Genomic DNA, 21,457 nt, shown 5'->3' with positions numbered 1-21,457 from the left:
ATTTTGAATTCAACGGATATGACAAAATAATATATGGTAAAAACTATAAAGGTGCTAAAATTAATTTAATAGGAAGAGGAGGTGGATGATATGCCATATATTTATTATCTATTGTTGTTGTTTACAAGCTTGTTATGGGGTGGCAATTTTGTTGTAGGGAAATCATTAGTGGACCATGCTTCTCCAGTGACATTAACGACATTGAGATGGTTAATCGCTGTTATCTGCCTGATTCCAATTGTGTGGTGGAAAGAGAAGAGTCTCGTGCTTTCCCGAAAAGCCATCTTGCCACTCATATTGATGGGGGCAACAGGAGTAGTTTTATTTAACCTTTTTCAATTCCTGTCTTTGAATTTCACGTCTGCAACAAATGTAGGATTGATTTCAACGTTTAATATGTTTTCCATTGCCTTGTTTTCATTTGTGTTTTTAAAAGAGAAAATTAACAGATTCCAGATAGGTTCTATGTTTATTTCTTTCACGGGTGTATTGTTGGTTCTTACAAAAGGACATATCGAAGTACTTTTTTCCATAGGTTTCAATAATGGCGACTTATTAATGATGGCTGCGGTATGTATCTGGGGGTTGTATTCGGTTATCAGCAAGTGGGCGATGAAATATACAACACCTTTGAAAGCTACATTGTATTCTGGGGTTTTTGGCGTAATGATGTTAATCCCAATAAATATGAAGGACTTTGCTATTAGCAACATGGATACACCTTTCATTCAATCAGTTCTTTATACCGGAGTCGTCTCTACGGTAATCTGTATGTTGTTATGGAACATAGCCGTTCAAAAAATAGGTGCAACGACGTCAGGCATTTTCCTGAATTTTAATCCGATTTTCACCGCCATTCTTGCTTATCTTTTACTCGGGGAACGTATGACTTGGATACAGGGAATGGGAAGTTTGATAGTTATCACGGGTTGCATCTTGTTTACATATTTTAAAGCGAAGCCGTTCCTAGGGAAATTCCAGCTGTTTGGGCAAAAGAGTGTCCCGGTCGCTATCGTTAGAAAATAATTGAAAATGTGAGAAGCAAACGAACCTTGGTCAAATATAGACCAAGGTTCGTTTTTTATGCTCAATTTATTTAGCTGGTACTGCTTCGATTTCTTTTGTCAGTTTCACCAATTCATCAATTAATTCGCCGATGTAGGCAATTGTGTCACGAAGTGGTTGTTCAGTTGTAATGTCGACGCCCGCCATTTGAGCAAGTTCAACTGGCGACTTCGTACCGCCTGCTTGAAGAACTTCCAACCACTGAGCTACAGCCGGTTCGCCTTCTTCTAAAATCCGTTTTGAAACTTGTGTAGAAATTGTCAGTCCAGCGCTGTAAGTGTATGGATACAAGCCCATATAATAATGAGGTTGGCGCATCCATGTCAATTCAGCTCCTGGCGTGATTTCAACTGCATCTCCCCAGAATTCTTCCAATACATCTCGTTTGATTTCATTCAAAATCCCCGCATTGACGTTTTTACCTGCATCCACGCGTTCATAGACTTTACGTTGATAAGCAGCTTCAAGTAAATGTGTCACGAAGTTGTGGTAGTAAGTGCGTGCCACGATAGAAGAAATGACCCATCGCTTGAACTTCGGATCGTCCGAGTTTTCCAGCAAATGGTTCGCCATCAGCATTTCATTCATCGTCGATGGTGCTTCAATGAAGTATAAGGATGGTCGGGAGTTAAAGACATTTTGATTTTTATGGGCATTGTAGAAATGACCTGCATGTCCGAGTTCATGTGCTAACACGAATACTTCATTCATCCGGCTTGACCATGAAATTAAAATGTAAGGATGGAAACCGTACGGGCTGGAGCAGAAAGCACCAGTAGATTTCCCTTTATTTTGTGCAAAGTCAATCCAGCGTTCATCGAATGAACGGTTGACCATGTCCAAATAGTCATCACCCAGTATCGCAAGTGCATCGTTCATATATTTCTTGGATTCTTCGATCGTGATTTTTGGTTCATATGAAGGATCCAATGGAATCTTCAAGTCCGCAAAAGTCATTTCTTCCAATCCGTGAACATCTTGAAGCAATTTCGCATACTTACGCATATGTGGTGCAAGCTCAGTCATAATCAAGTCGATTTGACGGTCAAACAATGACTTATCCACTTCCTGACCAAACAACAAATAATCAAAAATATTGTCATAGCCACGTAAATCAGACGTTGTTTTTTCGATTTGTAAATTCATATCGTACGTTTTTGCTGTTGTATGCTGGTAGTTTTTCAGTTGATTTGAAAATGCTTTAAATGCAGCACGGCGAACATCGGTATCTGTCTCCGCTTCCCAATCGCCTTCAAACAGCACATAGCTTAACGGATATTTTTTACCGTTCACTTCAAAATCTTCAAAGGATAAATCGACCATTTTCGTCGTATTATACAACTCGTAAGGACCGTCAAATGAAGAAGAGTAAGCAGCCAATACTTTTTCCACTTCAGGATGAAGCTGATGTGGTTTTTTGCGAATCAATTTCTTCAAATAATGTCCGAATTCAGTTGAGTTTTTCATTGCTTCTTCCAAAACTTCCACAGGCAACTCCAGTAATTCACTATCCACAAAAGATAATTTACTGCTTAAGCTCGCTGACACTGAACCGAATCGAGCAGAACGCATTTGTGCATCACTGTCTGTTTGATCAGTACTGTATGCAAGGCCGGCATAGGTGCCAAGTGGTACAAACATTTTATATAAGCTTTCATACCCTTTTAATGCTTCTTCAGCAGAATGTGCATCTTTAATCTGACCTTTGAATTGTTGATGGAAAGCATCCACTTCTTTTTCAAGCGCGACAAGTGCATCTTGATAAGCTTCTTCTGAAGTGAACAAATCTTGTAAATTCCACGTTTCTTCTCTTTTGACATCTGAACGTGCAGGTAAACTTTGAACCATTTTCATCTCTCCCTTTTATCACGGATGTCGAACTAAAAACTATTATATCTTTATTTATTGAAAAATTCACTCTTTTTATAAAGTTTTATTGCTTGAAAAATTAAGTGGAATTAATAGACTTCCTAAACCCTGAAATTTTTAAGCTCTGTTCACCGTATGTCTTTAAAAGATTAAGTTTCATCAATATGTAAACGGGGATAACAAGTGTATATGATCAAAAAAAATACCATAAAAGCAGGATAGAAATGGTTCATTTCCATCATCATAGTAAGAGACAGAATTAATGAGATAATTCTTAATTATTCGCGTTTTAATGCACTGAGATTTTTGTTTTGACGCAATTAATTCGATGTTATAAGATTAGTAATACCAAGTAAGTCTATATGAATTAGGAGGAATTAATAAAAATGAAGAAATTAACTACATTATTAGCACTGCTACTTACGGTAGTCTTTATGTTATCAGCTTGCGGTTCGAAGGACGATAACGCATCTAAAGATGAAAAGAACACAAGTTCATCTGAAAGCGATTTGTTAGCGAAAGTGAAAAAAGATGGGGAATTATTAATTGGTACTGAAGGAACTTACCCACCATTCACATACCATGATGAAAGTGGTAAGTTAACTGGATTTGACGTGGAAATTGCTGAAGAAATCGCATCACGTTTAGGCGTGGAACCGAAATTCATGGAAACACAGTGGGATGCAATGTTCGCAGGTCTAGATTCTAAACGTTTTGACATGATAGCTAACCAAGTAGGAATTAAAGAGGAACGACTAGCGAAATATGATTTCTCTGAGCCGTATATTTCTTCAGCAGCTGTACTAGTGACACATGCAGATAACAAAGAAGTAAAAAGCTTTGAAGATCTTAAAGGGCTGAAATCAGCGCAGTCATTAACAAGTAACTATGCTGAACTCGCTAAATCTTATGGTGCAGAATTGGTAGGCATAGATGGATTTAACCAAGCAATTGAATTGTTGAACTCTCAACGTGTAGATGCAACGATTAATGATAAACTTTCCGTTTTGGATTTCCAAAAACAAAAACCGAATGCAAAAATTCAAATTGTAGATGAAGCAGACGACGTGGCTCAAAGTGGATTAATGTTCCGCAAAGGTAATGAAACTTTAGTGGAAGCTGTAAACAAAGCCTTGAACGAAATGATTGAAGACGGCACGTACGACGAAATCTCGGAAAAATGGTTCGGCGAAAATGTCTTGGAATAGTTTTTTCGTAGACCCTGAAAAAATGGAGCGATACCTAGATATCGCGCAATCATCCCTCTTGCCTTTGCTGGAGGGGGCTGTTGTATATACTCTTCCATTGTCTTTAATCTCCTTTATATTAGGACTTGCGTTAGCCATACTGACGGCATTGGGGAGAATCTCGACCGTTAAGCCGTTTCAATGGATTGCCCGTTTTTACGTGTCTGCGATTCGCGGTACGCCATTATTGGTACAGTTGTTCATTTTATTTTATGGATTGGGTTCTGTAGGAATTGTCATTGATCCATTTCCAGCAGCGGTAATCGGATTTTCCTTAAACGTTGGCGCCTATGCTTCAGAAGTAATTCGTGCGGCCATTCTCTCTATACCTAAAGGTCAGTGGGAAGCTGCACATATGATTGGGATGTCTTACTCTCAAACTTTGAAGCGCGTGATTTTGCCACAAGCAACCCGTGTGTCCATTCCACCACTGTCGAATACATTCATCAGTTTGGTAAAAGATACATCATTGGCATCTCTGATTCTCGTAACGGAAATGTTCAGAAGAGCCCAGGAAATTGCGGCAACAAATTATGAAGTTTTACTGTTATATACAGAAGTAGCGATTCTTTATTGGATTATTTGTTTCTTCCTTTCGCTTATCCAAGGTCGACTGGAACATCGCTTCGATCGCTATGTATCGAGATAAAAAAGGATGAAGAAAGGAGTAAGAGATGATTTCAATAAATGGATTAAAAAAACAATTTGGCGATCTAGAAGTTTTAAAAGGAATCGACCTGCAAGTTAATAAAGGCGAAGTTATTGTGGTTATTGGTCCTTCTGGATCAGGCAAGACGACATTGCTTCGATGTCTAAATATATTGGAAGTTCCGACTTCAGGCAGTATTACAATCGATGACCAGACGGCGGATTTCTCGAAATCCGTCCCTAAAAGAACGATTGATCTATTTAGAAGAAAGTCAGCGATGGTTTTCCAGCACTATAACTTGTTTCCACATATGACAGCCATTCAAAACGTAATGGAAGGTCCCGTTACTGTGAAGAAACTGTCAAAAGCAGAAGCGCGTAAAAAGGCAGAGCAGTTATTGATTAAGGTGGGTCTAGGGGACAAGCTTGATTTCTATCCCCATCAACTTTCAGGTGGTCAACAGCAACGTGTAGGTATCGCCAGAGCGCTGGCGCTCGAACCGAAAGTGATGCTGTTTGATGAACCAACCTCTGCACTAGATCCCGAGTTAGTTGGGGAAGTATTGCAAGTGATGAAAGATTTAGCTGGCGAAGGCATCACAATGGTAGTAGTAACGCATGAAATGCGATTTGCCAACGACGTGGCGGACGAAGTCATCTTTATGGATCAAGGTAAAATTATCGAGCGCAGCAAACCAATCGACATGTTTACAAATCCAAAAGAAGAACGGACAAGACAATTCCTGAACTTGCTTCAATAAAAGAGATTGATTCAACGTAAAAAGACATCCAATTAGACAGTCTAATTGGATGTCTTTTTTTTACACAAGAGAACAAGCTCTTTTTGTTAAAAATCTTTCAATTCGTTTTTAAATAGAGACTACTCATTTTAAGAAAATAATGTTAAATTATAGTAAAATTCCATTGAAAATCTTGCTAACCACTAAGAGAATGCAATCTATTTTTAATCAGCTACGTGTGTGTAAAATGTTGGTGTGGAAGATATAAAAATTACGAGGTGTGAGAAATGTCTGGAGATAAAAGATTAGCAACGGCTAAAGAAATTAGAGAGAGTCTGCAAGCAGATTGTACAAACTGCTTTGGTCTATGTTGCACAGCTCTAAATATTATTGCATCAAGTGATTTTGCAATTAATAAAGCATCTGGAATACCTTGCCCTAATTTAAAGTCAGATTACCGTTGTCAAATTCACAGTAGTCTTAGAGAAAATGGATTTAAGGGGTGTACAGTATTCGATTGCTTAGGAGCTGGACAAAAGGTTTCTCAAGATACTTTCAATGGAATAGACTGGCGAGAAAATCCTGAAGTTGGCGAGAAAATGTTTCGTGTATTTCCAATTATGGAGCAACTGTACGAAATGATTGCGTATATTGCAGAGGCATTATCCTACAAGGTTTCACATACGTTAACAGTTAAACTGAATTTACAATTAGTTCAATTAGAGAGTTTAACGCGGCTTGATGCTGATGCATTATTATTATTAGATATAAATACTTATCGACTGCCTGTAAATGAATTACTTTTAGAATCTAGTAAGTATATTAGGAATGAATTAATATTAAAGTTTTTCGGTGCTAAGAATACGCGAAAACATGACTTTAGAGGAATCGATTGGATTGGGAAAAAGTTAAAAGGAAAAGATTTAAGAGCGACTGATTTGAGGGGAGCATATTTAATTGCAGCAGATTTGCAAAATACGGATTTAAGAGGTGTCGATTTCATTGGTGCTGATTTACGTGATGCAGATTTAAGTGGTGCGAATCTTTCAACAAGTATGTTTCTAACGCAAATGCAAATTAACTCTGCTAAAGGTGACAAAGAAACAATTTTACCTTCATACTTGAAACGCCCATCTCATTGGACTGACTAGGCGTAGCAAACCAATAGACATGTTCTCAAATCCAAAAGAAGAACGGACAAGACAATTCCTGAACTTGCTTCAATAGATTGATCCCAACGAAAAAAGACATCCAATTAGACAATTAAATTGGATGTCTTTTTAATTGCATCATGAATGAGAGTTAGTATTGCATCTGCTATTTTTGCTCCATTAGATTATTTAATAAAGATAGGAAAGGTTGTGTAACTAGTACTGTTCCAAAACACATCATCTACTGAACTTAATAATATTAGTTCATTTCGTGTGACAAACTATTATTCATGTTAAGAAAAGCGTATGTATTGTAGAGAATATGCGAATGCTTTAAGTTGAAATATTTGAATTTTTAAATCCTTTTTCTTTAAACTTACTCAAAGGAGGAGTATTCAACATGACCAAATTTCGAATAGAGCATGATTCCATTGGGGAAATTCAAGTACCCGTTGATAAAATGTGGGGTGCACAGACGCAACGCAGCAAAGAGAATTTTGCGATTGGCACCGAATTGATGCCCATTGAATTAATTCATGCATTTGCCGTATTGAAGAAAGCAGCTGCAAAAGTGAATTTTGATTTAGGCACCTTGAGTGAAGGGAAGATGCAGGCGATTTCTCGTGCAGCTTCAGAGATACGGGAAGGAAAGTGGGATGAACATTTTCCATTAGTCGTTTGGCAGACTGGGAGCGGTACACAATCGAATATGAATGTGAATGAAGTGATTGCCCATCGAGGGAATCAGTTGTTGAAAGAAACCGGGAGTGAAGAAATACTCCATCCAAATGATGATGTGAACAAATCGCAAAGCTCGAATGACACCTTCCCGACAGCTATGCATATTGCGGCAGTGGAAGTACTGCAGACCATGTTATTACCAGAACTAGCTCGTTTAAAACAAACCTTCGAAAAACAAGAAAATGAATTTAAAGATATTATTAAAATCGGCAGAACGCATTTGCAAGATGCCACACCATTAACCTTAGGTCAGGAAATCAGTGGGTGGAAACACATGGTCGTTAAAAGCGAAGAGATGATTCGTGAAAGCATTGTTCATGTGGGCGAGCTTGCCATAGGAGGGACAGCCGTCGGAACTGGCATCAATGCACATGCGGAATTCGGTGGACGTGTGGCGACTGAAGTGAGCGGGGAGACTGGTTTGAATTTTGTGTCGTCAGCGAATAAGTTCCACGCCTTGACCAGTCATGATCAACTTGTGTATGCGCATGGCGCACTTAAGGCACTGGCTGCAGATCTAATGAAGATTGCGAATGACGTTCGCTGGTTAGCAAGTGGACCTCGTAGCGGAATCGGTGAAATTACCATTCCTGCTAACGAACCGGGAAGTTCGATTATGCCTGGTAAAGTGAACCCGACACAAAGTGAAGCGCTAACGATGGTTACTACACAAGTAATGGGTAATGATGCGACAATTGGTTTCGCAGCAAGCCAAGGTAACTTTGAGTTGAATGTTTTTAAACCCGTCATTTTCTATAACTTTATGCAATCCGTGAGATTGCTTAGTGACAGTGTGAGAAGCTTCCATGACCATTGCGTAGTTGGCATTCAGCCAAATGTGGAACAGCTTTCCCATCATGTGAGCAATTCGTTGATGTTGGTCACTGCTCTTAATCCGCATATTGGCTATGAAAACGCAGCGAAAATTGCCAAGCAGGCACATGAATCTGGCAGTACGCTGAAAGAAGCCGCGCTTCAAAGTGGACTACTGACGGAAGAAGAGTTCGATCGAATTGTAGACCCTTCGAAAATGATTCGATAAGTAAGATAGAATCCCGTACATCTCTGGATGAACGGGGTTTTTCGTTTTTCCAATTGAAGGATACACTTCTTCAGTTGGAAAAAGAGGGAGGTTAGTTAGAATGGTAAAATATTTGGTGATTTCTTGCATCACTTTCACTTTTAAAGCTTATTAGCCTCTTCAGACACCATAAATGCGAGATCATCGTTCCCGAACATTTGAAGAATCTCAATAAGTGTGCCTGAATCAATGTCCAAATCTATTGGTTCGTTGTTTTCGATGATTGATTTCAAAGTTTCATTGGCACCTTGGGTAGGGTATGCTTTTTGATATAAAGATAAAGGGTCAATCTCATAGTTTTGACACCATTGCACAAATAGTTGAATCATCACATGTTCGTCTTCTTGATATTTTTGGATGATGTAGTCGGTCATAGTTTTTTGGTCCATCACTTCAAATCTCCTTTAAGTTAGATAATACTAATCTTATTAATTGTGTCTACATCGTACCATGCGGTATTGGGGCAAGCACGTAAACAATGAATATAGCTAATTCAGACATAAATTTTAAAGTAGTTCAACTCAAAAGAAAGCGGTGATCAACTAATGGAACCAATCATAATAGATTCAATGGTATTCTCACCTAAAGTCTTGGAGCATCATGACTTGCCAAACATGTTGGAGCTGCAGCTACTTGCAAAAAAACATATGGCTTCTTCAGATACGCTACAACCATTATCTCGATCTGAATTTGAATTTATTTTGAATGGTAACGGGTTAATAGTTGGGTTGTTTGAAGGACAAAAACTGGTTGCATTCCGCGCGTTGCTGATGCCATTCATTGATGGAGACCACTTAGGGTTAGATGCGGGGCTATCATTGGGGGCGTTAAGTCGAGTCATTTATTTGGAACTATCCATCGTTCACCCAGACTATCGTGGAAAAGGTCTTCAGCTTCAAATGGGGAAAATTGTAATGGGCACCATCGATCGTTCTCGATACGATTATGTTTGTTCAACAGTTGCGCCATTTAACATTCCTAGCCTAAAGGATAAATTTGTACTGGGTCTTCACATTGTGGCCTTGAACCAAAAATATGGTGGCAAACTTCGATATGTGTTTATGAAAACGTTCAAAGATGAGAAAAACGATGTTAAGTCTTCTGAAGAGAGGCTGATTCCGATGTCAGACACCGCCACGCAGCAACGACTTTTAAACGAAGGGTTTATTGGTATAAGTATAAGCACGGTGACTGAAGAATGGCACGTTCAGTACCTGAAGATTGCAGGAGATAAAGACAGAAACAATGTACATTGAATAAATCAATCTAACGTACCTAGACGAATGGTCCTCGTGAATGTAACTGGAAATTCTTGATATACCTCATTTACATAATTCTAGTATAATTAAGGAGATACAGAAGAGAAGGAATGATTACATGAAAAGTAAAATGAATCAGTTGTTTGAGGACCAAAGGAATGTGCATGTACTGTATTCATACAATGGCATGGATAATTACCATAAACAGATTTTGAATTTTATACTAGATGGTATTGCGGCAGGAGATTACATAATTATTATTGAAAATGCCCGTCTTTACCCTATTATTCACAAAGAGCTGAGCAGACAGTTAACGAAAGAACAAATGGAGTTCATTCACTTTGTAAACAGCTTCGATTTTTATTTTTCTAGTGGCAGTTATCATCCTCCTGCAATCACGGATTACTTTAATAAAACAGTACAGCCCTACGTGGACAATAATATCTCCTTCCGTTCGTGGGCGCATGTGGAGTGGGCAACTATGGAAGAGCCCCTGCATCTCATAGAAGATTTTGAGAAAATAGTAGACGAAGCTGTAAATCAGCTGTCGTTTCCATTAATTTGTGCGTACGAAGGAAAGAGAATGCCAGACTATATTAAAAAGATTTTGATGGAAACCCATCCTTATGTTCTAATGGAAGATGATTTCATCATCTCAGAACAATACCAGGAATCTAATAAGAAATAAAACACGCTTAGGAAATGCAACTAAGCGTGTTTTATTTTGTAGAGTTTTTACTTAAACCAGCCTTTTTCTTTAAAACGTGAAATGGCCTCAATTCGATTGGTTACGTCCAGTTTGTCTAAGATTACGGAAATATAGTTTCTGACCGTACCGGTTGTAATGTATAGCTGACTCGCAATCTCTTTTGTGTTTTTACCGTCAGCTATCAATTCGAGTACTTGATGTTCCCGATCAGTTAAAGGGTTTTCGTCGCCACTATACGCAAGGTCGATGAGCTCCGGTGCGTATACGCGTCGTCCTTCCATGATACTGCGAATAGAGTTGGCTAGATCTTCACTCGGGCTGTCTTTCAAGAGATATCCCATGACATTTGCTTTTCGAGCTCTTTCAAAATAACCTGATCGGGCAAATGTCGTAAGAATGATTACTTTACAATCGTGATCTTTCAGTTCTTCAGCAGCGTCCAAACCAGTTTTCGAAGGCATTTCAATATCCATAATGCATACATCGGGGTTCAATTGGTTGACTAAAGACAATACTTCTTCCCCATTATGTGCTTTACCGACAACCTCCATATCATCCTCCAAATCGAGTAATGAACCAAGAGCTCCTAGTAACATGCGTTGATCTTCAGCAATGACAATACGAATCATGAATTTTCCTCCTCAACTGATTGTAAGATGACGTGTGGGATCCGGATATTAAGGGTCGTTCCTTCGATGCTTAATATTTCAATGATTCCGTTGACGAATTCTAGACGTTCTTTCATTCCACGCAAGCCATTGCCATCTGTAAATTGTTTATCTCCTTCAAACCCAATGCCATTATCTTGTACTTGAAGAAACAATTCAGTCTGTGATTGTTTAATTAACACGTGACAAAACGTGGCCTGACTGTGTTTGACAACATTGGTTACCGCTTCTTTTAAACACATACTTAAAACATTTTCAACGAGTAATGGAGTATCTTTTAGCACTGAATTCCCTTTTACTCGGAAGTCGATTTCTGCAGCTTTCAAGATTTGCTGGACACGTAAAAGTTCATCCACTAGCTTGCCTGATCGCATATTTGAAACTAGTTCTCGTACTTCTTTTAACGCTATACGAGCAGTGTGATTGATATCATGAAGCTCGTTTTTAGCCCGAACGGGGTCTTTTTCGATTACTTTACTGGCTAAATCGCTTTTCAGTCCAATTAAAGAAAGCTTTTGACCCAATGTATCGTGTAAATCACGTGCAATTCGTTGGCGTTCCTGCATGACAAGCAATTGCGAAATGCGTTTGTTGGCATCCTCCAGCTGGCCTTCGAGCTTTTCCTGTTTATTGCGATTGTACGAATTGAAAGGCAATAAAATCACACCGATGATGCCGATTAGAATGAACGGAAATTGAGATACAAGTAGGTCATACTGTGTGAAGAACCCAATGCTGACAGACACCATCGTGGTTACAAGATGAACGACGTACATCGTGATGAATCCAGCTTTGTTGCGAATGTTACCTATAAAAAATGCCAGGAACAATGAAAAATAAAGATAACCAAATAATATAATCAACGTTATGCTGATGGCAATTTGAAAAGCAATCCAAACATACATACGCCATCCTTTTGACATGAACGATCGGCGATATGTTAAAAAGAACCCTAAAACTAACAGCAATCCAAGGAAACTTTCTGATGGAGAATACGATTTGAATATATAAAATAACGGCAAAATACAAAAAATAATCCATATGTAAATACTGACATAAGGGTTTTTAGGGAAAATCTGATACCAACTTTGCATAAGTGCCTCCATAAATTAGGTGCTTTTGTCTTGAGTTAATTATAACAGACAGAAAAACCATTCCCTATGCGGAATGGTTTTTCATCTTACTATTTCTCTTGAATGCTTGAACGTTTTGTTTGCATTTGCATGGAAGTTTTCGTGTCGTTCAGTAAATGTTTAATTTCATTGAAGCTCACAAACGTTTTTTTCGTTTCGTCATATAGGCGGAAGTGAATCGATTGTAAACTTGTTTTCAATGTAATGGTCGTTGCTTTATGAAGAGGTGGTGTCGATTCATGTGCTTGCTCCAACAAATAGTTAGGTACTCGTGGGCTTAAATGATGCACATGGTGGTAACCGATGTTTCCTGTTAACCATTGAAGCACTTTAGGTAATTTGTAGAACGAACTGCCATCAACTGCTGCTTTTACATAATCCCATTGATCTTCATCTTCGAAATAAGAATCTTCAAATTGATGCTGTACGTAGAACAACCAGATTCCAAAAGAACCGGCAACAATCAAGATCGTTCCTTGAATAATTGCGAACGCTTGGATGCCTACCAACCAAATCATAAAAGCATACAAGGCAACGATTGCAACGTTGATGAAGTATGTGTTGTTGCGCTCTTTCTTACGTGCATCTTTACGATTGAAACGATTTGATACCAAGTATAAGAATAACGGTCCTAAACCGAACATTACTAGTGGATTGCGATATAGACGATAAGCAAAACGACGACCAGGTGTTGCTTCGATATATTCATCAACCGTCATAACCCAAACATCGCCAGTTCCGCGTTTATCCAAGTTACTGCTTGTTGCATGGTGAATCGAGTGATCGCGTTTCCATTTTTCATAAGCAAACAATGTCAAAATACCTGTAATGGTTCCCAAGATAGAATTGGCTTTCTTGCTCTTGAAGAATGAACCATGTGTACAGTCATGAAAAATGATAAAGATTCGAACGATAAAGCCTGATGCAACCACTGCCAAAGCGATTGTTAAAAAAATTGAAACATCTAAGCTCAAATATGCTAAGTACCATAAAATGAAAAACGGGGGAATCGTATTAATAATTTGCATGATACTCGCTGACGTATTAGATTTTTCAAATGGCGCCACTTGCTTACGCAACTGCATTGTTTTTTCCTTACTCATAGCGTCCTCCTGGAAAAAATGTATTTTAATTTTTCGTTAAAAACTTGTTACCTTAAGAATAGGGATTAGGAGCAGATAATAAAAGACATAAACGTCAAGTGGAAGGCATGACATCTATCATATAGGTCAGGATGATTAGAAGAGTTGTTTTTATTACTTACTATTTTTCTCAGACTAGAAGAAAAAATGGATTAAATTATAACTCTTGTATGAAAATCTAGCCTTTAAAGATACTTATTTTAGGCTGCCTAGCACTCTTCATAAAAGCAGCGAAAGTATTTTGTGCAAACGGGAATGATCTAAAAGCGTCAGGAAACATAGAGAGCATTTTGGAATTACACTTCCGTGAGCTCAATGTGCCTGGCGTTTTTTGATATTCTCGTTAGGTGGAGTGTCAATTTAATGGTTTAAACTCTAGAAAAATAATTGAAAACGGTGGTTGTTATGTGACATAAGAAGCAGGTTTCCTGAAATTTTTGTCGAAATCTATAATCAATGTAATTCAAAAGATGTGAAAACTACTTTTCGCTAATGTTAAAATATCTTTGTCGCAAATCATACAAATGGGAGATTTATCTTTATGAAAAATCAGCTCACACTTATTGTTGCTGCGAAATGGCAGCAATATTGGAATGAACGTAATATTGATGGATTGCTAAAGTTAACTGATGAACACGTTGAAGTTGTGGATGATAAAGAGTCGAATTTTGGGTTGCAATCTTTGGTGAAAAGGATTATACGAACGGGAATGACATTAAAAACCTTGAATAGTTATGTAAAAGAAGAAAAATTGGTTTTAAAACATCGAGGTATTTGGAAAAGTGATGATGGGTTGGTTATAAAAGAAGCGATGATTTATTCGTATATCATTATGAAGAACGGTAAGGTTGCTTACCTGAAGCAATTTGAGTGTCCTGAAGATGCAGAAGCTGAAAGTGGAATTTCTATTCCAATTGAAACCAAGTCTACCTTAAGCTCGTATAACACATAAAGCAAATGACTATATTAGAAATACACTACTTATAAAATTGAGGTGATTTCATGGAGAATTTAATAGGATTGATTGCAGTCGTCATGGTATTTTCAATTCCGCTCACAGCTATTATTTTGGGACATCTGCGAGGAAATCAGAAGTTGAGAGCTAAAATGCTAAAAGATGAGTTGGAACTTGAAAAGTTGAAGGGTGAAAATTTTATCGCGGAAACGGAAAAAATGCGCCTTGAATTAGAAAAGCTGAAATTGGATTTTACGAAAACAGAAGATCCGGTGCTATTAGAGCTTCAAAAAGAAAAAGTTACTATTATTTAATTAAATCAAAAAGTCGCATGGTAGAAGACTCTACCCGCGACTTTTTGGTTTTTAATATAGTTTCCCTTGTTTGTATAAGACAGTCGATAATCGCGTTACCGAGTGAATATAACAATTTTGACGAAGAGGGAAGGGATCGCCAAAATATTGCGGAAGAATAATATCCAACGTGTTCTTCATTTTTTCGAGTAACTGTGAGTGGACTTGCTCTTCTGTATAGAACTGGGTTTCGCGACCTTGAAGCCATTCCAGGTAAGAAACAATTACACCACCTGCATTTGCTAAAATGTCAGGAATGATAACGACTCCTTTTGCGCTTAAATAATCATCTGCTTCTTTAGTGGTGGGAGCGTTTGCGCCTTCGACAATAATACGGGCTTTAATTTCTGTCATATTTTGATCTGTCAACTGATTTTCCAAAGCTGCCAGGAACAACACATCAACGTTCATGGTTAAAATATCTTCGCGTGATTGAATTTCAGCACTTACATTTATTTCTTTCAACTGTTCTGGAGTTGTTGGTAAATCCCCGTGATTGTTTGCGGAAAAGTTCACGAGTGCAGGTATATCCAGCCCATCTGCATTGAATAGAGTTACATTCCGATCGCTTACCGCAACGACTTGGTTCTGGATATGCTCACATCCGAAGGCTTCCAATGCGGATACCGATCCTACGTTTCCGAATCCTTGAACAGCTACCCTTAAAGGTCGATCCACATACTCCACTGCTGTCTTGGCAAAGGGATTTGAAGATGTAGTTAATGTTTCTTGGTTTGTTTTTACGTAGTCGTTCAGTAAGTAACGGAAAGTGAAGTAGACGCCTTTACCGGTTGCTTCACGTCGACCTAAAGACCCTCCGTTGATTACACTTTTCCCTGTGAAACTGCCGAGGTAAGGTTGACCAGGATTGATTTTTTTGTATTCAGCCATCATCCAGTCCATTTCACGTTCGCCTGAGCCTACATCCGGTGCCGGAATGTCTTTGTCTGGACCTAAGACGTTATTGAAATAGCGTACATACTTAATGCAAATGCGTTGCAATTCCTGTTCAGAAAATGCTTTGGGATCAATAATGATTCCGCCTTTTCCTCCTCCAAAAGGAACATTATGTAGGGAGTTTTTTAATGTCATTAAAAACGCTAGATTCACGACTTCCTCTTCATTGACGGACTCATGAAAACGAATCCCACCCTTATATGGTCCCAGTGCATCATTATGATGGACACGATAGGAAGGAATGCGGATTACTTCCCCTGCTTCCAGGGGAATACGTAAAAATGATTTATGTATCTGGTTCGGTGTTGAAAGGATTGCGCTGAGAGAAGTGAACGCCGTTTTGCGCATGTCTCCTTTTAATTCAGGCAGAAATGATTCATTTTCCAATAATGCATTCAATGATTGCTGAACAATCGTTCTTGTTTGTTCTTCCATTTGTGAAGCACCTCCGAATTTATTCGTCTACTTCTATTGATACCCTTATGAAGTTTGTATAAAACGGTGAAGACCCATCAGCGAACTGATGGGTCTCTTTAATTGATTAAAGCATGAGCATCCAATTTGCGGGCATACTTAAATTGAAAATTTGGTTTGTTGTTTATCTTATATTTACGCTAACCGCAAAGACACTCTGACAGCATTCATAAATAGATAAAAATAAAGAATTTCTCTTTCGCCTAGTGAAGTCGATTCAATTTTTCTTTTTGTGCGCTTAACTGATCCTGAAGTAAACTAACCGGATCTGTTTGCCCTTGGTTTTTCAGTGCATTTTCGACCGCTCGATCAGCACGCTCAATCATTTCGTGGGCTTGGTGGATAAATTGCTCAGAGGGGTTCGTTAAAGCTTGTCCGACCGCCATCGTAGCATTGTCTACGGAATTGTGTAATTGCCCAATGATTGTATCTTCTTTCCAGCTCATTTGTGTATGGTCTTCCATAGAAAATCCTCCTTATATTTAACCAATAAATATATCCATCCGTCTTACTATGGCAATAATTGCCCAAATTATTCATTAAAAAGGAAGCATATCAAAGAACAAAAAAACGATGCAGGATGAAAGTTCATCCTGCATCGTTTCAATTCACCACAATGTTGGCTTTATAACCATTAAAGCAAGCATAAGTACCAATAATATAATATAAATCCATGTTGCTTTCCGAAGTTTGGAAATTAAAGAAAAACGATCAGCTTCAACGTCATCAAATTTCTTGAGAATGCTTGAAAATGCACGGGCAAGAAAGAAAATGGAAACCACCATAAGTGCAATTGTCATTACAATCCATGACGTATACCATGGCCAAGGTCCAATGATAATGAGTAAAACTCCTGAGCCGACGAGGACATGCCCGGCATGCTTTATGAGTCGAACAACTGAACGGAAAATGGAGATGTGTGATTGATCAAGCTGGCGATCACTTTCTTGCATTTTCCGCAGAACAACAAACAACACAAACAAGGGACCTACTGACAAAACTGCACTTAAAACATGGATGAAGACGATGTAGATGGAAAAATCATTCATAGCTTAAGCTTTTACCGGGGAAAATTCATGAACCCATACAGTCATTGTAGGCAACCAAGGCATGCCAGGGTGGTATGACAAAATCGATTGTTTGTAGTCTTCGACCGATTGAAAACCTTCTTGACGCGCGTGTTCTTCGTTTAAGTCACCAAGTGCTTGGATGTACACATTGTTGATGATGAATGACTGTCCGTTTAATTCCATAATCTCACCAATATCGGCATAACGACCGTTACGACGTGTTGCAGTTTTTACACCTTGCAGTACTTTTTCAATATCAGATTCCATCGTAATTAGACGTTCGATTGAACATGTTTTAGGTGGTAAATTCGTTTGCTCAGGATTTGTCATTTTAGATTCCGCCTTTTTTCATAATTTAGTTTAAATTCTTTATGGGGTATCTTGTCCAGTAAGTAACCCTTTTCTCAGTGTACACGTTAAACGGAGTTTGGACTACGAGTTACAGTAAATAAGGAGGTTTCGATATGATTGAAAACACATATGAAACAGTGTTGGCCATACGCACGGTGAATCAATTGCCTGAAGTAGACATTCATAGTTTAGTGAGTGTTGAGCGGTCTAGAATTGATGCAGGAGTATTGTGCGTCCATTCAAAAGCGAAAGAAGGCTATGATTCCTTAATTTTTGATTCGACCGTTTTACCCACAGGCATCGAATGTTCTGGGGATGAAATCCTGCCATTCCGCAAAGATGCCTATTCAGTTTCCTATGAAAAACGTAAAAAAGGCGAGTGAGGGAAAAGTTATGCACGGTTAAAAGGGTAGCTGTCCACACTTTGTGTATAGATTGGGATAATGAAGGGTTATCCACAAGTGGATAAAGAAGAACTTATCTGTTTCTGTTTCGGCATCGCTGCGCTAGCTTCGAAACTTGAAAGAGCTTTGCAACGCTGAGCTGCTTCGTCGGAATGAGGCAGATTCCTTCTTTTTGTAAAGGCTATGTCAAAACAGCGGAGACTCCAGCGGAAAGCGCAGCTGTTTTGCAAATATAACCAGCAAGATTTAATATAGCTTTTGTGAAAAATCAACAGTAACAGTTAACAGAGCTTGTTTCGTTATTTTTACAAGGATTGTGGCATACACTATTAATTGCCTTCATAATTTAATCAACATAAAGGAGAATAGACCGTTATGAGCATTGTTGTGATATACGGTAGTACCCGACAGAATGGAAATACAGAGTATTTAACCAAGTTTGCAATCGACGGACTTGAAGTTGAACAAATTTATTTGCGTGATTATAAAATTGAACCAATTGACGACCGCCGCCATTCTGAAAGTGGCTTTTCGGATGTGAATGATGATTACAACGGGTTAGTGGAGCGGATGATGAAACATGAGACCTTCATATTTGCGACACCGATTTATTGGTACAGTATGACTGGGACCATGAAAAACTTTATTGATAGATGGTCTCATACTATGCGGGATGAGAAGTTCCCTGGATTCAAAGACCAGTTAGGAGCGAAAAAAGCTTATGTCATTGCTGTAGGTGGCGACACCCCTCATGTAAAAGGCCTTCCTCTAATTCAACAATTCAATTATATATTTCAGTTTATGGGAATGTCTTTCGAAGGGTATGTTCTCGGAAAAGCAAGTCGTCCCGGTGATATTTCAGAAGATTTTCGTGCAATCTCCGCGGCCACAGAGCTCAATCGGAAATTAAAAAAATAATACGGAATGTATACAAAGAGAGAGTGCTGTGTATCAATGGATTACTGGGATTTTAAATGTCCTATTAAGCCAAAAGATATATGGCACTTTTTAGGTTGGCCATCGGTCTTTATTACTAGTTTCTTGAATTTTCTATCTTCGTTGCGTACGAAACCTAATTTTTATTGTATGATAAGAGGATTAAAACCTTTTGAAATGGTCATAACATAGAAATACATAAGGATCGGAACGGGAGGAATCGAGTATGAGTGAGGCAGTCTTACTGCAACGGGAAGCGATGGATGTGTTAAAACAAACAAGTCGTACATTTTTCATTCCCATTAACTTTTTGGAACCTACGTTAAGAAAAACGGTGGCGTCTGCGTATTTATGTATGCGAGCGATTGATGAAATCGAAGATCATCCATCCATGAAGGCCGAAACCAAACGTCAATTACTAACGTCGATCAGCGAAATTATGAAAACAACATTTGACCCTGAAAAATACCGAGCACTTATACGTCCTTATCAAAACTTGCTTCCTATTGTGACGCAACGCCTCGGTGACTGGATTTTATTGTGTCCGCCAGATGTGGTGGAAAAGGTAAAAGAGTCGACTGCTGTTATGGCGGAAGGTATGGCTAAATGGGTGGACAAGGACTGGCGTATCAAAACCAAAGAAGATCTTGATGATTACACGTATTATGTAGCAGGACTTGTGGGATGCATGCTGTCCGATTTGTGGAAATGGCATGATAATACAGAAACCGACCGGGAAAAAGCAATTGCTTTTGGACGAGGGTTGCAAGCTGTAAACATTCTGCGTAATCAAGATGAAGACTGGGAACGTGGAGTACGTTTCTTACCTGATGGGTGGGAGCGTGAGGATTTATTTTTATATGCAAAGCAAAACTTGGCAATGGGAAGCGATTATGTGAAAGATATTAACAATCGTGGCATTACGATGTTTTGTAAAGTGCCGCTGGCTTTGGCGAACAGTACGTTAAAAGCGATGAAAATCGGCCGAGAAAAAATTTCTCGAAAAGAAGTCGAATCGATTGTTACTGAACTGGAAAGCCAACATTACATCAAGTAAGAAGTGCCAGAAACCAATGGTGGGAAGATTTTAATGTCCCTTGTACCTATTGGAATCTGGCACTTTGTTTAGTTATCTCGCTTGTGCTGATTTACCGAGCTGAGTAAGACAAAGTTGTTTAGAATAGAAAAACGAGCGGTGCCTGGCCAAGGAGTTGGCTAGATACCGCTCGTATTTATTGTTGTGCTTTTAAATAGATGGCGGCGAATAGCTTGGCAGTCATCAACATGGCTTTTTCGTCAAAATCAAACTGTTCATGGTGGTGGGGAAATACGCACGATTCGTCTTGTAATTTTGCACCCACGAAGAAATAGGCTCCCGGCACAACTTGTGTGTAGTAACTGAAATCTTCTACAGGCATGACTGGCATTGTTTCAATGACTGCATCTGCTCCGTAAAGTTCATAACCTGCCTGTCGGACTGTATCCATCGCTTCGGCATGGTTCCATAATGCGTCGTAGCCATTTTCAATGGTGACAATTGCTTTTGCGCCAAGGCCCATTGCCACATTTTCAGCGATTTCGCGCACTCGACGGCTGGCCAATTTGCGCAACTCCGGATCGAATACCCGAATGGTCCCTTCGAGCACCGCTTCACTTGGAATGACATTGTCGGCATCGCCGGCATGAAATTTCCCTATCGAAACGACTAGTTCCTTTAAAGGATCTGTATTTCGACTGACGATGGTTTGCAAGGCCACCATGATATGGCTCGCTGCCAATATGGGATCGACGCCGTTATGCGGTTCAGCTCCATGTGTACCAAATCCACGCACCACTATTTTAATCGTATCTTCAGAGGCTTGAAGAAAACCATTCCGTACATATACAAAACCGCTTTCCATTTTGCTTTGCAAGTGGGCACCGTAAACGAGGTCAACCCCTTCAAGACAACCATCTTCAATCATGGCTCGCGCTCCGCCCGGGGATAATTCTTCTCCGAATTGGTGGATGAGCACGATATTGCCTGGCATATCCTCTTTCACTTCCATCATGGCCTTCGCAAATCCAAGCAAAGCTGAAGTATGTCCATCATGTCCACATGCATGCATCACTCCGGGAACGGTCGATTTATAAGGAACTTCTTTCATATCTTGAATGGGCAATGCATCAAAGTCCGCTCGGAAGGCAATGGTCTTTCCTGGCTTACCGCCTCTGATTGTACCGACGACACCTCGTCCGCCTACCCCGCGTTTCACTTCTACTCCCATTGATTCTAACTGAGCAGCGATGAATGCTGGAGTCTCCACTTCCTGGTGGGACAGTTCGGGATGCATATGTAAATGTCGACGAACAGCGACCATTTCATCAAAGGATTGTTCCAATTTATGTAGCAATAGTTTTTCCATTGTCATTCCTCCAAGCGTGTAATCTAGATTATAAATTATTGTAACAAATCGCCAGTTAATTTTGAATGTTTTATGCAATCAAGTGAAAAGGTGATCTAC

At 39.1% G+C, this 21,457-nt stretch carries 23 protein-coding genes; 13 read left to right on the top strand and 10 right to left on the bottom strand.

The window, feature by feature from the left end:
- Nucleotides 1-90: 90 nt before the first annotated feature.
- A complete protein-coding gene (locus tag HMPREF1210_RS09925; protein WP_016428534.1) occupies nucleotides 91-1,026 on the top strand; it encodes a DMT family transporter in 936 nt (311 codons plus the stop codon).
- A 66-nt stretch (nucleotides 1,027-1,092) separates the two neighbouring features.
- Here HMPREF1210_RS09925 and pepF read toward each other — a convergent pair whose 3' ends face one another.
- Nucleotides 1,093-2,913: an oligoendopeptidase F gene (gene pepF / locus HMPREF1210_RS09920; RefSeq protein ID WP_016428533.1), complete on the bottom strand. Its 1,821-nt coding sequence runs from the start codon at nucleotides 2,911-2,913 to the stop codon at nucleotides 1,093-1,095.
- A 407-nt stretch (nucleotides 2,914-3,320) separates the two neighbouring features.
- On the opposite strand from pepF, the gene HMPREF1210_RS09915 reads away from it, so the two are divergent.
- The 5 genes from HMPREF1210_RS09915 to fumC all read left to right on the top strand — a co-directional run bounded on the left by HMPREF1210_RS09915 (nucleotide 3,321) and on the right by fumC (nucleotide 8,503).
- The gene (locus tag HMPREF1210_RS09915) at nucleotides 3,321-4,142 is read left to right on the top strand and encodes an amino acid ABC transporter substrate-binding protein (RefSeq protein WP_016428532.1); all 822 of its coding nucleotides are present in this window, start codon (nucleotides 3,321-3,323) and stop codon (nucleotides 4,140-4,142) included.
- Nucleotides 4,129-4,830 (top strand): amino acid ABC transporter permease, encoded by a 702-nt coding sequence (locus HMPREF1210_RS09910; RefSeq protein ID WP_016428531.1) that lies wholly within the window; start codon nucleotides 4,129-4,131, stop codon nucleotides 4,828-4,830. The genes HMPREF1210_RS09915 and HMPREF1210_RS09910 overlap by 14 nt, the downstream gene beginning before the upstream one ends.
- 25 nt (nucleotides 4,831-4,855) lie before the next feature.
- Nucleotides 4,856-5,590, top strand: coding sequence for an amino acid ABC transporter ATP-binding protein (locus HMPREF1210_RS09905; protein ID WP_016428530.1), 735 nt, complete (start codon nucleotides 4,856-4,858; stop codon nucleotides 5,588-5,590).
- Between the two features lie 266 nt (nucleotides 5,591-5,856).
- Nucleotides 5,857-6,720, top strand: coding sequence for a pentapeptide repeat-containing protein (locus tag HMPREF1210_RS09900; RefSeq protein ID WP_016428529.1), 864 nt, complete (start codon nucleotides 5,857-5,859; stop codon nucleotides 6,718-6,720).
- 400 nt (nucleotides 6,721-7,120) lie between these two features.
- Entirely contained in the window at nucleotides 7,121-8,503 is a 1,383-nt protein-coding gene (fumC, locus tag HMPREF1210_RS09895; protein WP_016428528.1) for a class II fumarate hydratase, read from the top strand.
- 140 nt (nucleotides 8,504-8,643) lie between these two features.
- Here fumC and HMPREF1210_RS09890 read toward each other — a convergent pair whose 3' ends face one another.
- Nucleotides 8,644-8,931 (bottom strand): hypothetical protein, encoded by a 288-nt coding sequence (locus HMPREF1210_RS09890; RefSeq protein WP_016428527.1) that lies wholly within the window; start codon nucleotides 8,929-8,931, stop codon nucleotides 8,644-8,646.
- Between the two features lie 156 nt (nucleotides 8,932-9,087).
- Between HMPREF1210_RS09890 and HMPREF1210_RS09885 the strand changes: the two genes are divergently transcribed.
- Together HMPREF1210_RS09885 and HMPREF1210_RS09880 are read left to right on the top strand one after the other, a co-directional pair.
- The gene (locus HMPREF1210_RS09885; RefSeq protein WP_016428526.1) at nucleotides 9,088-9,798 is read left to right on the top strand and encodes a hypothetical protein; all 711 of its coding nucleotides are present in this window, start codon (nucleotides 9,088-9,090) and stop codon (nucleotides 9,796-9,798) included.
- Between the two features lie 121 nt (nucleotides 9,799-9,919).
- Nucleotides 9,920-10,489 (top strand): MEDS domain-containing protein, encoded by a 570-nt coding sequence (locus HMPREF1210_RS09880; protein ID WP_016428525.1) that lies wholly within the window; start codon nucleotides 9,920-9,922, stop codon nucleotides 10,487-10,489.
- A 47-nt stretch (nucleotides 10,490-10,536) separates the two neighbouring features.
- On the opposite strand, the gene HMPREF1210_RS09875 is transcribed toward HMPREF1210_RS09880, so the two are convergent.
- The 3 genes from HMPREF1210_RS09875 to HMPREF1210_RS09865 form a co-directional block, all read right to left on the bottom strand.
- Complete coding sequence (locus HMPREF1210_RS09875) at nucleotides 10,537-11,139, bottom strand: response regulator transcription factor (RefSeq protein WP_016428524.1); 603 nt, start codon at nucleotides 11,137-11,139, stop codon at nucleotides 10,537-10,539.
- The gene (locus tag HMPREF1210_RS09870) at nucleotides 11,136-12,272 is read right to left on the bottom strand and encodes a sensor histidine kinase (protein WP_016428523.1); all 1,137 of its coding nucleotides are present in this window, start codon (nucleotides 12,270-12,272) and stop codon (nucleotides 11,136-11,138) included. Before HMPREF1210_RS09870 ends, HMPREF1210_RS09875 begins: the two co-directional genes overlap by 4 nt.
- 89 nt (nucleotides 12,273-12,361) lie before the next feature.
- Nucleotides 12,362-13,414: a fatty acid desaturase gene (locus HMPREF1210_RS09865; protein ID WP_016428522.1), complete on the bottom strand. Its 1,053-nt coding sequence runs from the start codon at nucleotides 13,412-13,414 to the stop codon at nucleotides 12,362-12,364.
- Nucleotides 13,415-13,994: 580 nt separating this feature from the next.
- Here HMPREF1210_RS09865 and HMPREF1210_RS09860 point away from each other — a divergent pair.
- Entirely contained in the window at nucleotides 13,995-14,405 is a 411-nt protein-coding gene (locus HMPREF1210_RS09860; protein WP_016428521.1) for a hypothetical protein, read from the top strand.
- Nucleotides 14,406-14,455: 50 nt separating this feature from the next.
- Entirely contained in the window at nucleotides 14,456-14,722 is a 267-nt protein-coding gene (locus HMPREF1210_RS09855; RefSeq protein WP_016428520.1) for a hypothetical protein, read from the top strand.
- Nucleotides 14,723-14,773: 51 nt separating this feature from the next.
- Here HMPREF1210_RS09855 and HMPREF1210_RS09850 read toward each other — a convergent pair whose 3' ends face one another.
- From HMPREF1210_RS09850 to HMPREF1210_RS09835, 4 genes are all read right to left on the bottom strand, one after another.
- The gene (locus HMPREF1210_RS09850) at nucleotides 14,774-16,153 is read right to left on the bottom strand and encodes a Glu/Leu/Phe/Val dehydrogenase (RefSeq protein WP_016428519.1); all 1,380 of its coding nucleotides are present in this window, start codon (nucleotides 16,151-16,153) and stop codon (nucleotides 14,774-14,776) included.
- A 242-nt stretch (nucleotides 16,154-16,395) separates the two neighbouring features.
- On the bottom strand, nucleotides 16,396-16,656 hold the full coding sequence (locus HMPREF1210_RS09845; protein WP_016428518.1) for a hypothetical protein: 261 nt from the start codon (nucleotides 16,654-16,656) through the stop codon (nucleotides 16,396-16,398).
- A gap of 144 nt (nucleotides 16,657-16,800) precedes the next feature.
- Nucleotides 16,801-17,241, bottom strand: a complete 441-nt coding sequence (locus tag HMPREF1210_RS09840) for a DUF2269 family protein (protein ID WP_036659520.1) — start codon at nucleotides 17,239-17,241, stop codon at nucleotides 16,801-16,803.
- A gap of 3 nt (nucleotides 17,242-17,244) precedes the next feature.
- Nucleotides 17,245-17,592, bottom strand: a complete 348-nt coding sequence (locus HMPREF1210_RS09835) for an ASCH domain-containing protein (protein ID WP_016428516.1) — start codon at nucleotides 17,590-17,592, stop codon at nucleotides 17,245-17,247.
- Between the two features lie 134 nt (nucleotides 17,593-17,726).
- On the opposite strand from HMPREF1210_RS09835, the gene HMPREF1210_RS09830 reads away from it, so the two are divergent.
- The 3 genes from HMPREF1210_RS09830 (at nucleotide 17,727) to HMPREF1210_RS09820 (ending at nucleotide 20,010) form a co-directional block, all read left to right on the top strand.
- A complete protein-coding gene (locus HMPREF1210_RS09830) occupies nucleotides 17,727-17,996 on the top strand; it encodes a hypothetical protein (RefSeq protein ID WP_016428515.1) in 270 nt (89 codons plus the stop codon).
- A 396-nt stretch (nucleotides 17,997-18,392) separates the two neighbouring features.
- Entirely contained in the window at nucleotides 18,393-18,935 is a 543-nt protein-coding gene (locus HMPREF1210_RS09825; RefSeq protein ID WP_016428514.1) for a flavodoxin family protein, read from the top strand.
- Nucleotides 18,936-19,179: 244 nt separating this feature from the next.
- Nucleotides 19,180-20,010 (top strand): squalene/phytoene synthase family protein, encoded by an 831-nt coding sequence (locus HMPREF1210_RS09820; RefSeq protein ID WP_016428513.1) that lies wholly within the window; start codon nucleotides 19,180-19,182, stop codon nucleotides 20,008-20,010.
- A 175-nt stretch (nucleotides 20,011-20,185) separates the two neighbouring features.
- Here HMPREF1210_RS09820 and HMPREF1210_RS09815 read toward each other — a convergent pair whose 3' ends face one another.
- Nucleotides 20,186-21,358: a M20 family metallopeptidase gene (locus HMPREF1210_RS09815; protein WP_016428512.1), complete on the bottom strand. Its 1,173-nt coding sequence runs from the start codon at nucleotides 21,356-21,358 to the stop codon at nucleotides 20,186-20,188.
- Between the last annotated feature and the right edge of the window lie 99 nt (nucleotides 21,359-21,457).

The organism is Paenisporosarcina sp. HGH0030 (assembly GCF_000411295.1).
GTDB lineage: Bacteria > Bacillota > Bacilli > Bacillales_A > Planococcaceae > Paenisporosarcina.
Note: the sequence above shows the minus strand (reverse complement) of the source record. Positions and strands in the feature narration are given on the sequence as shown.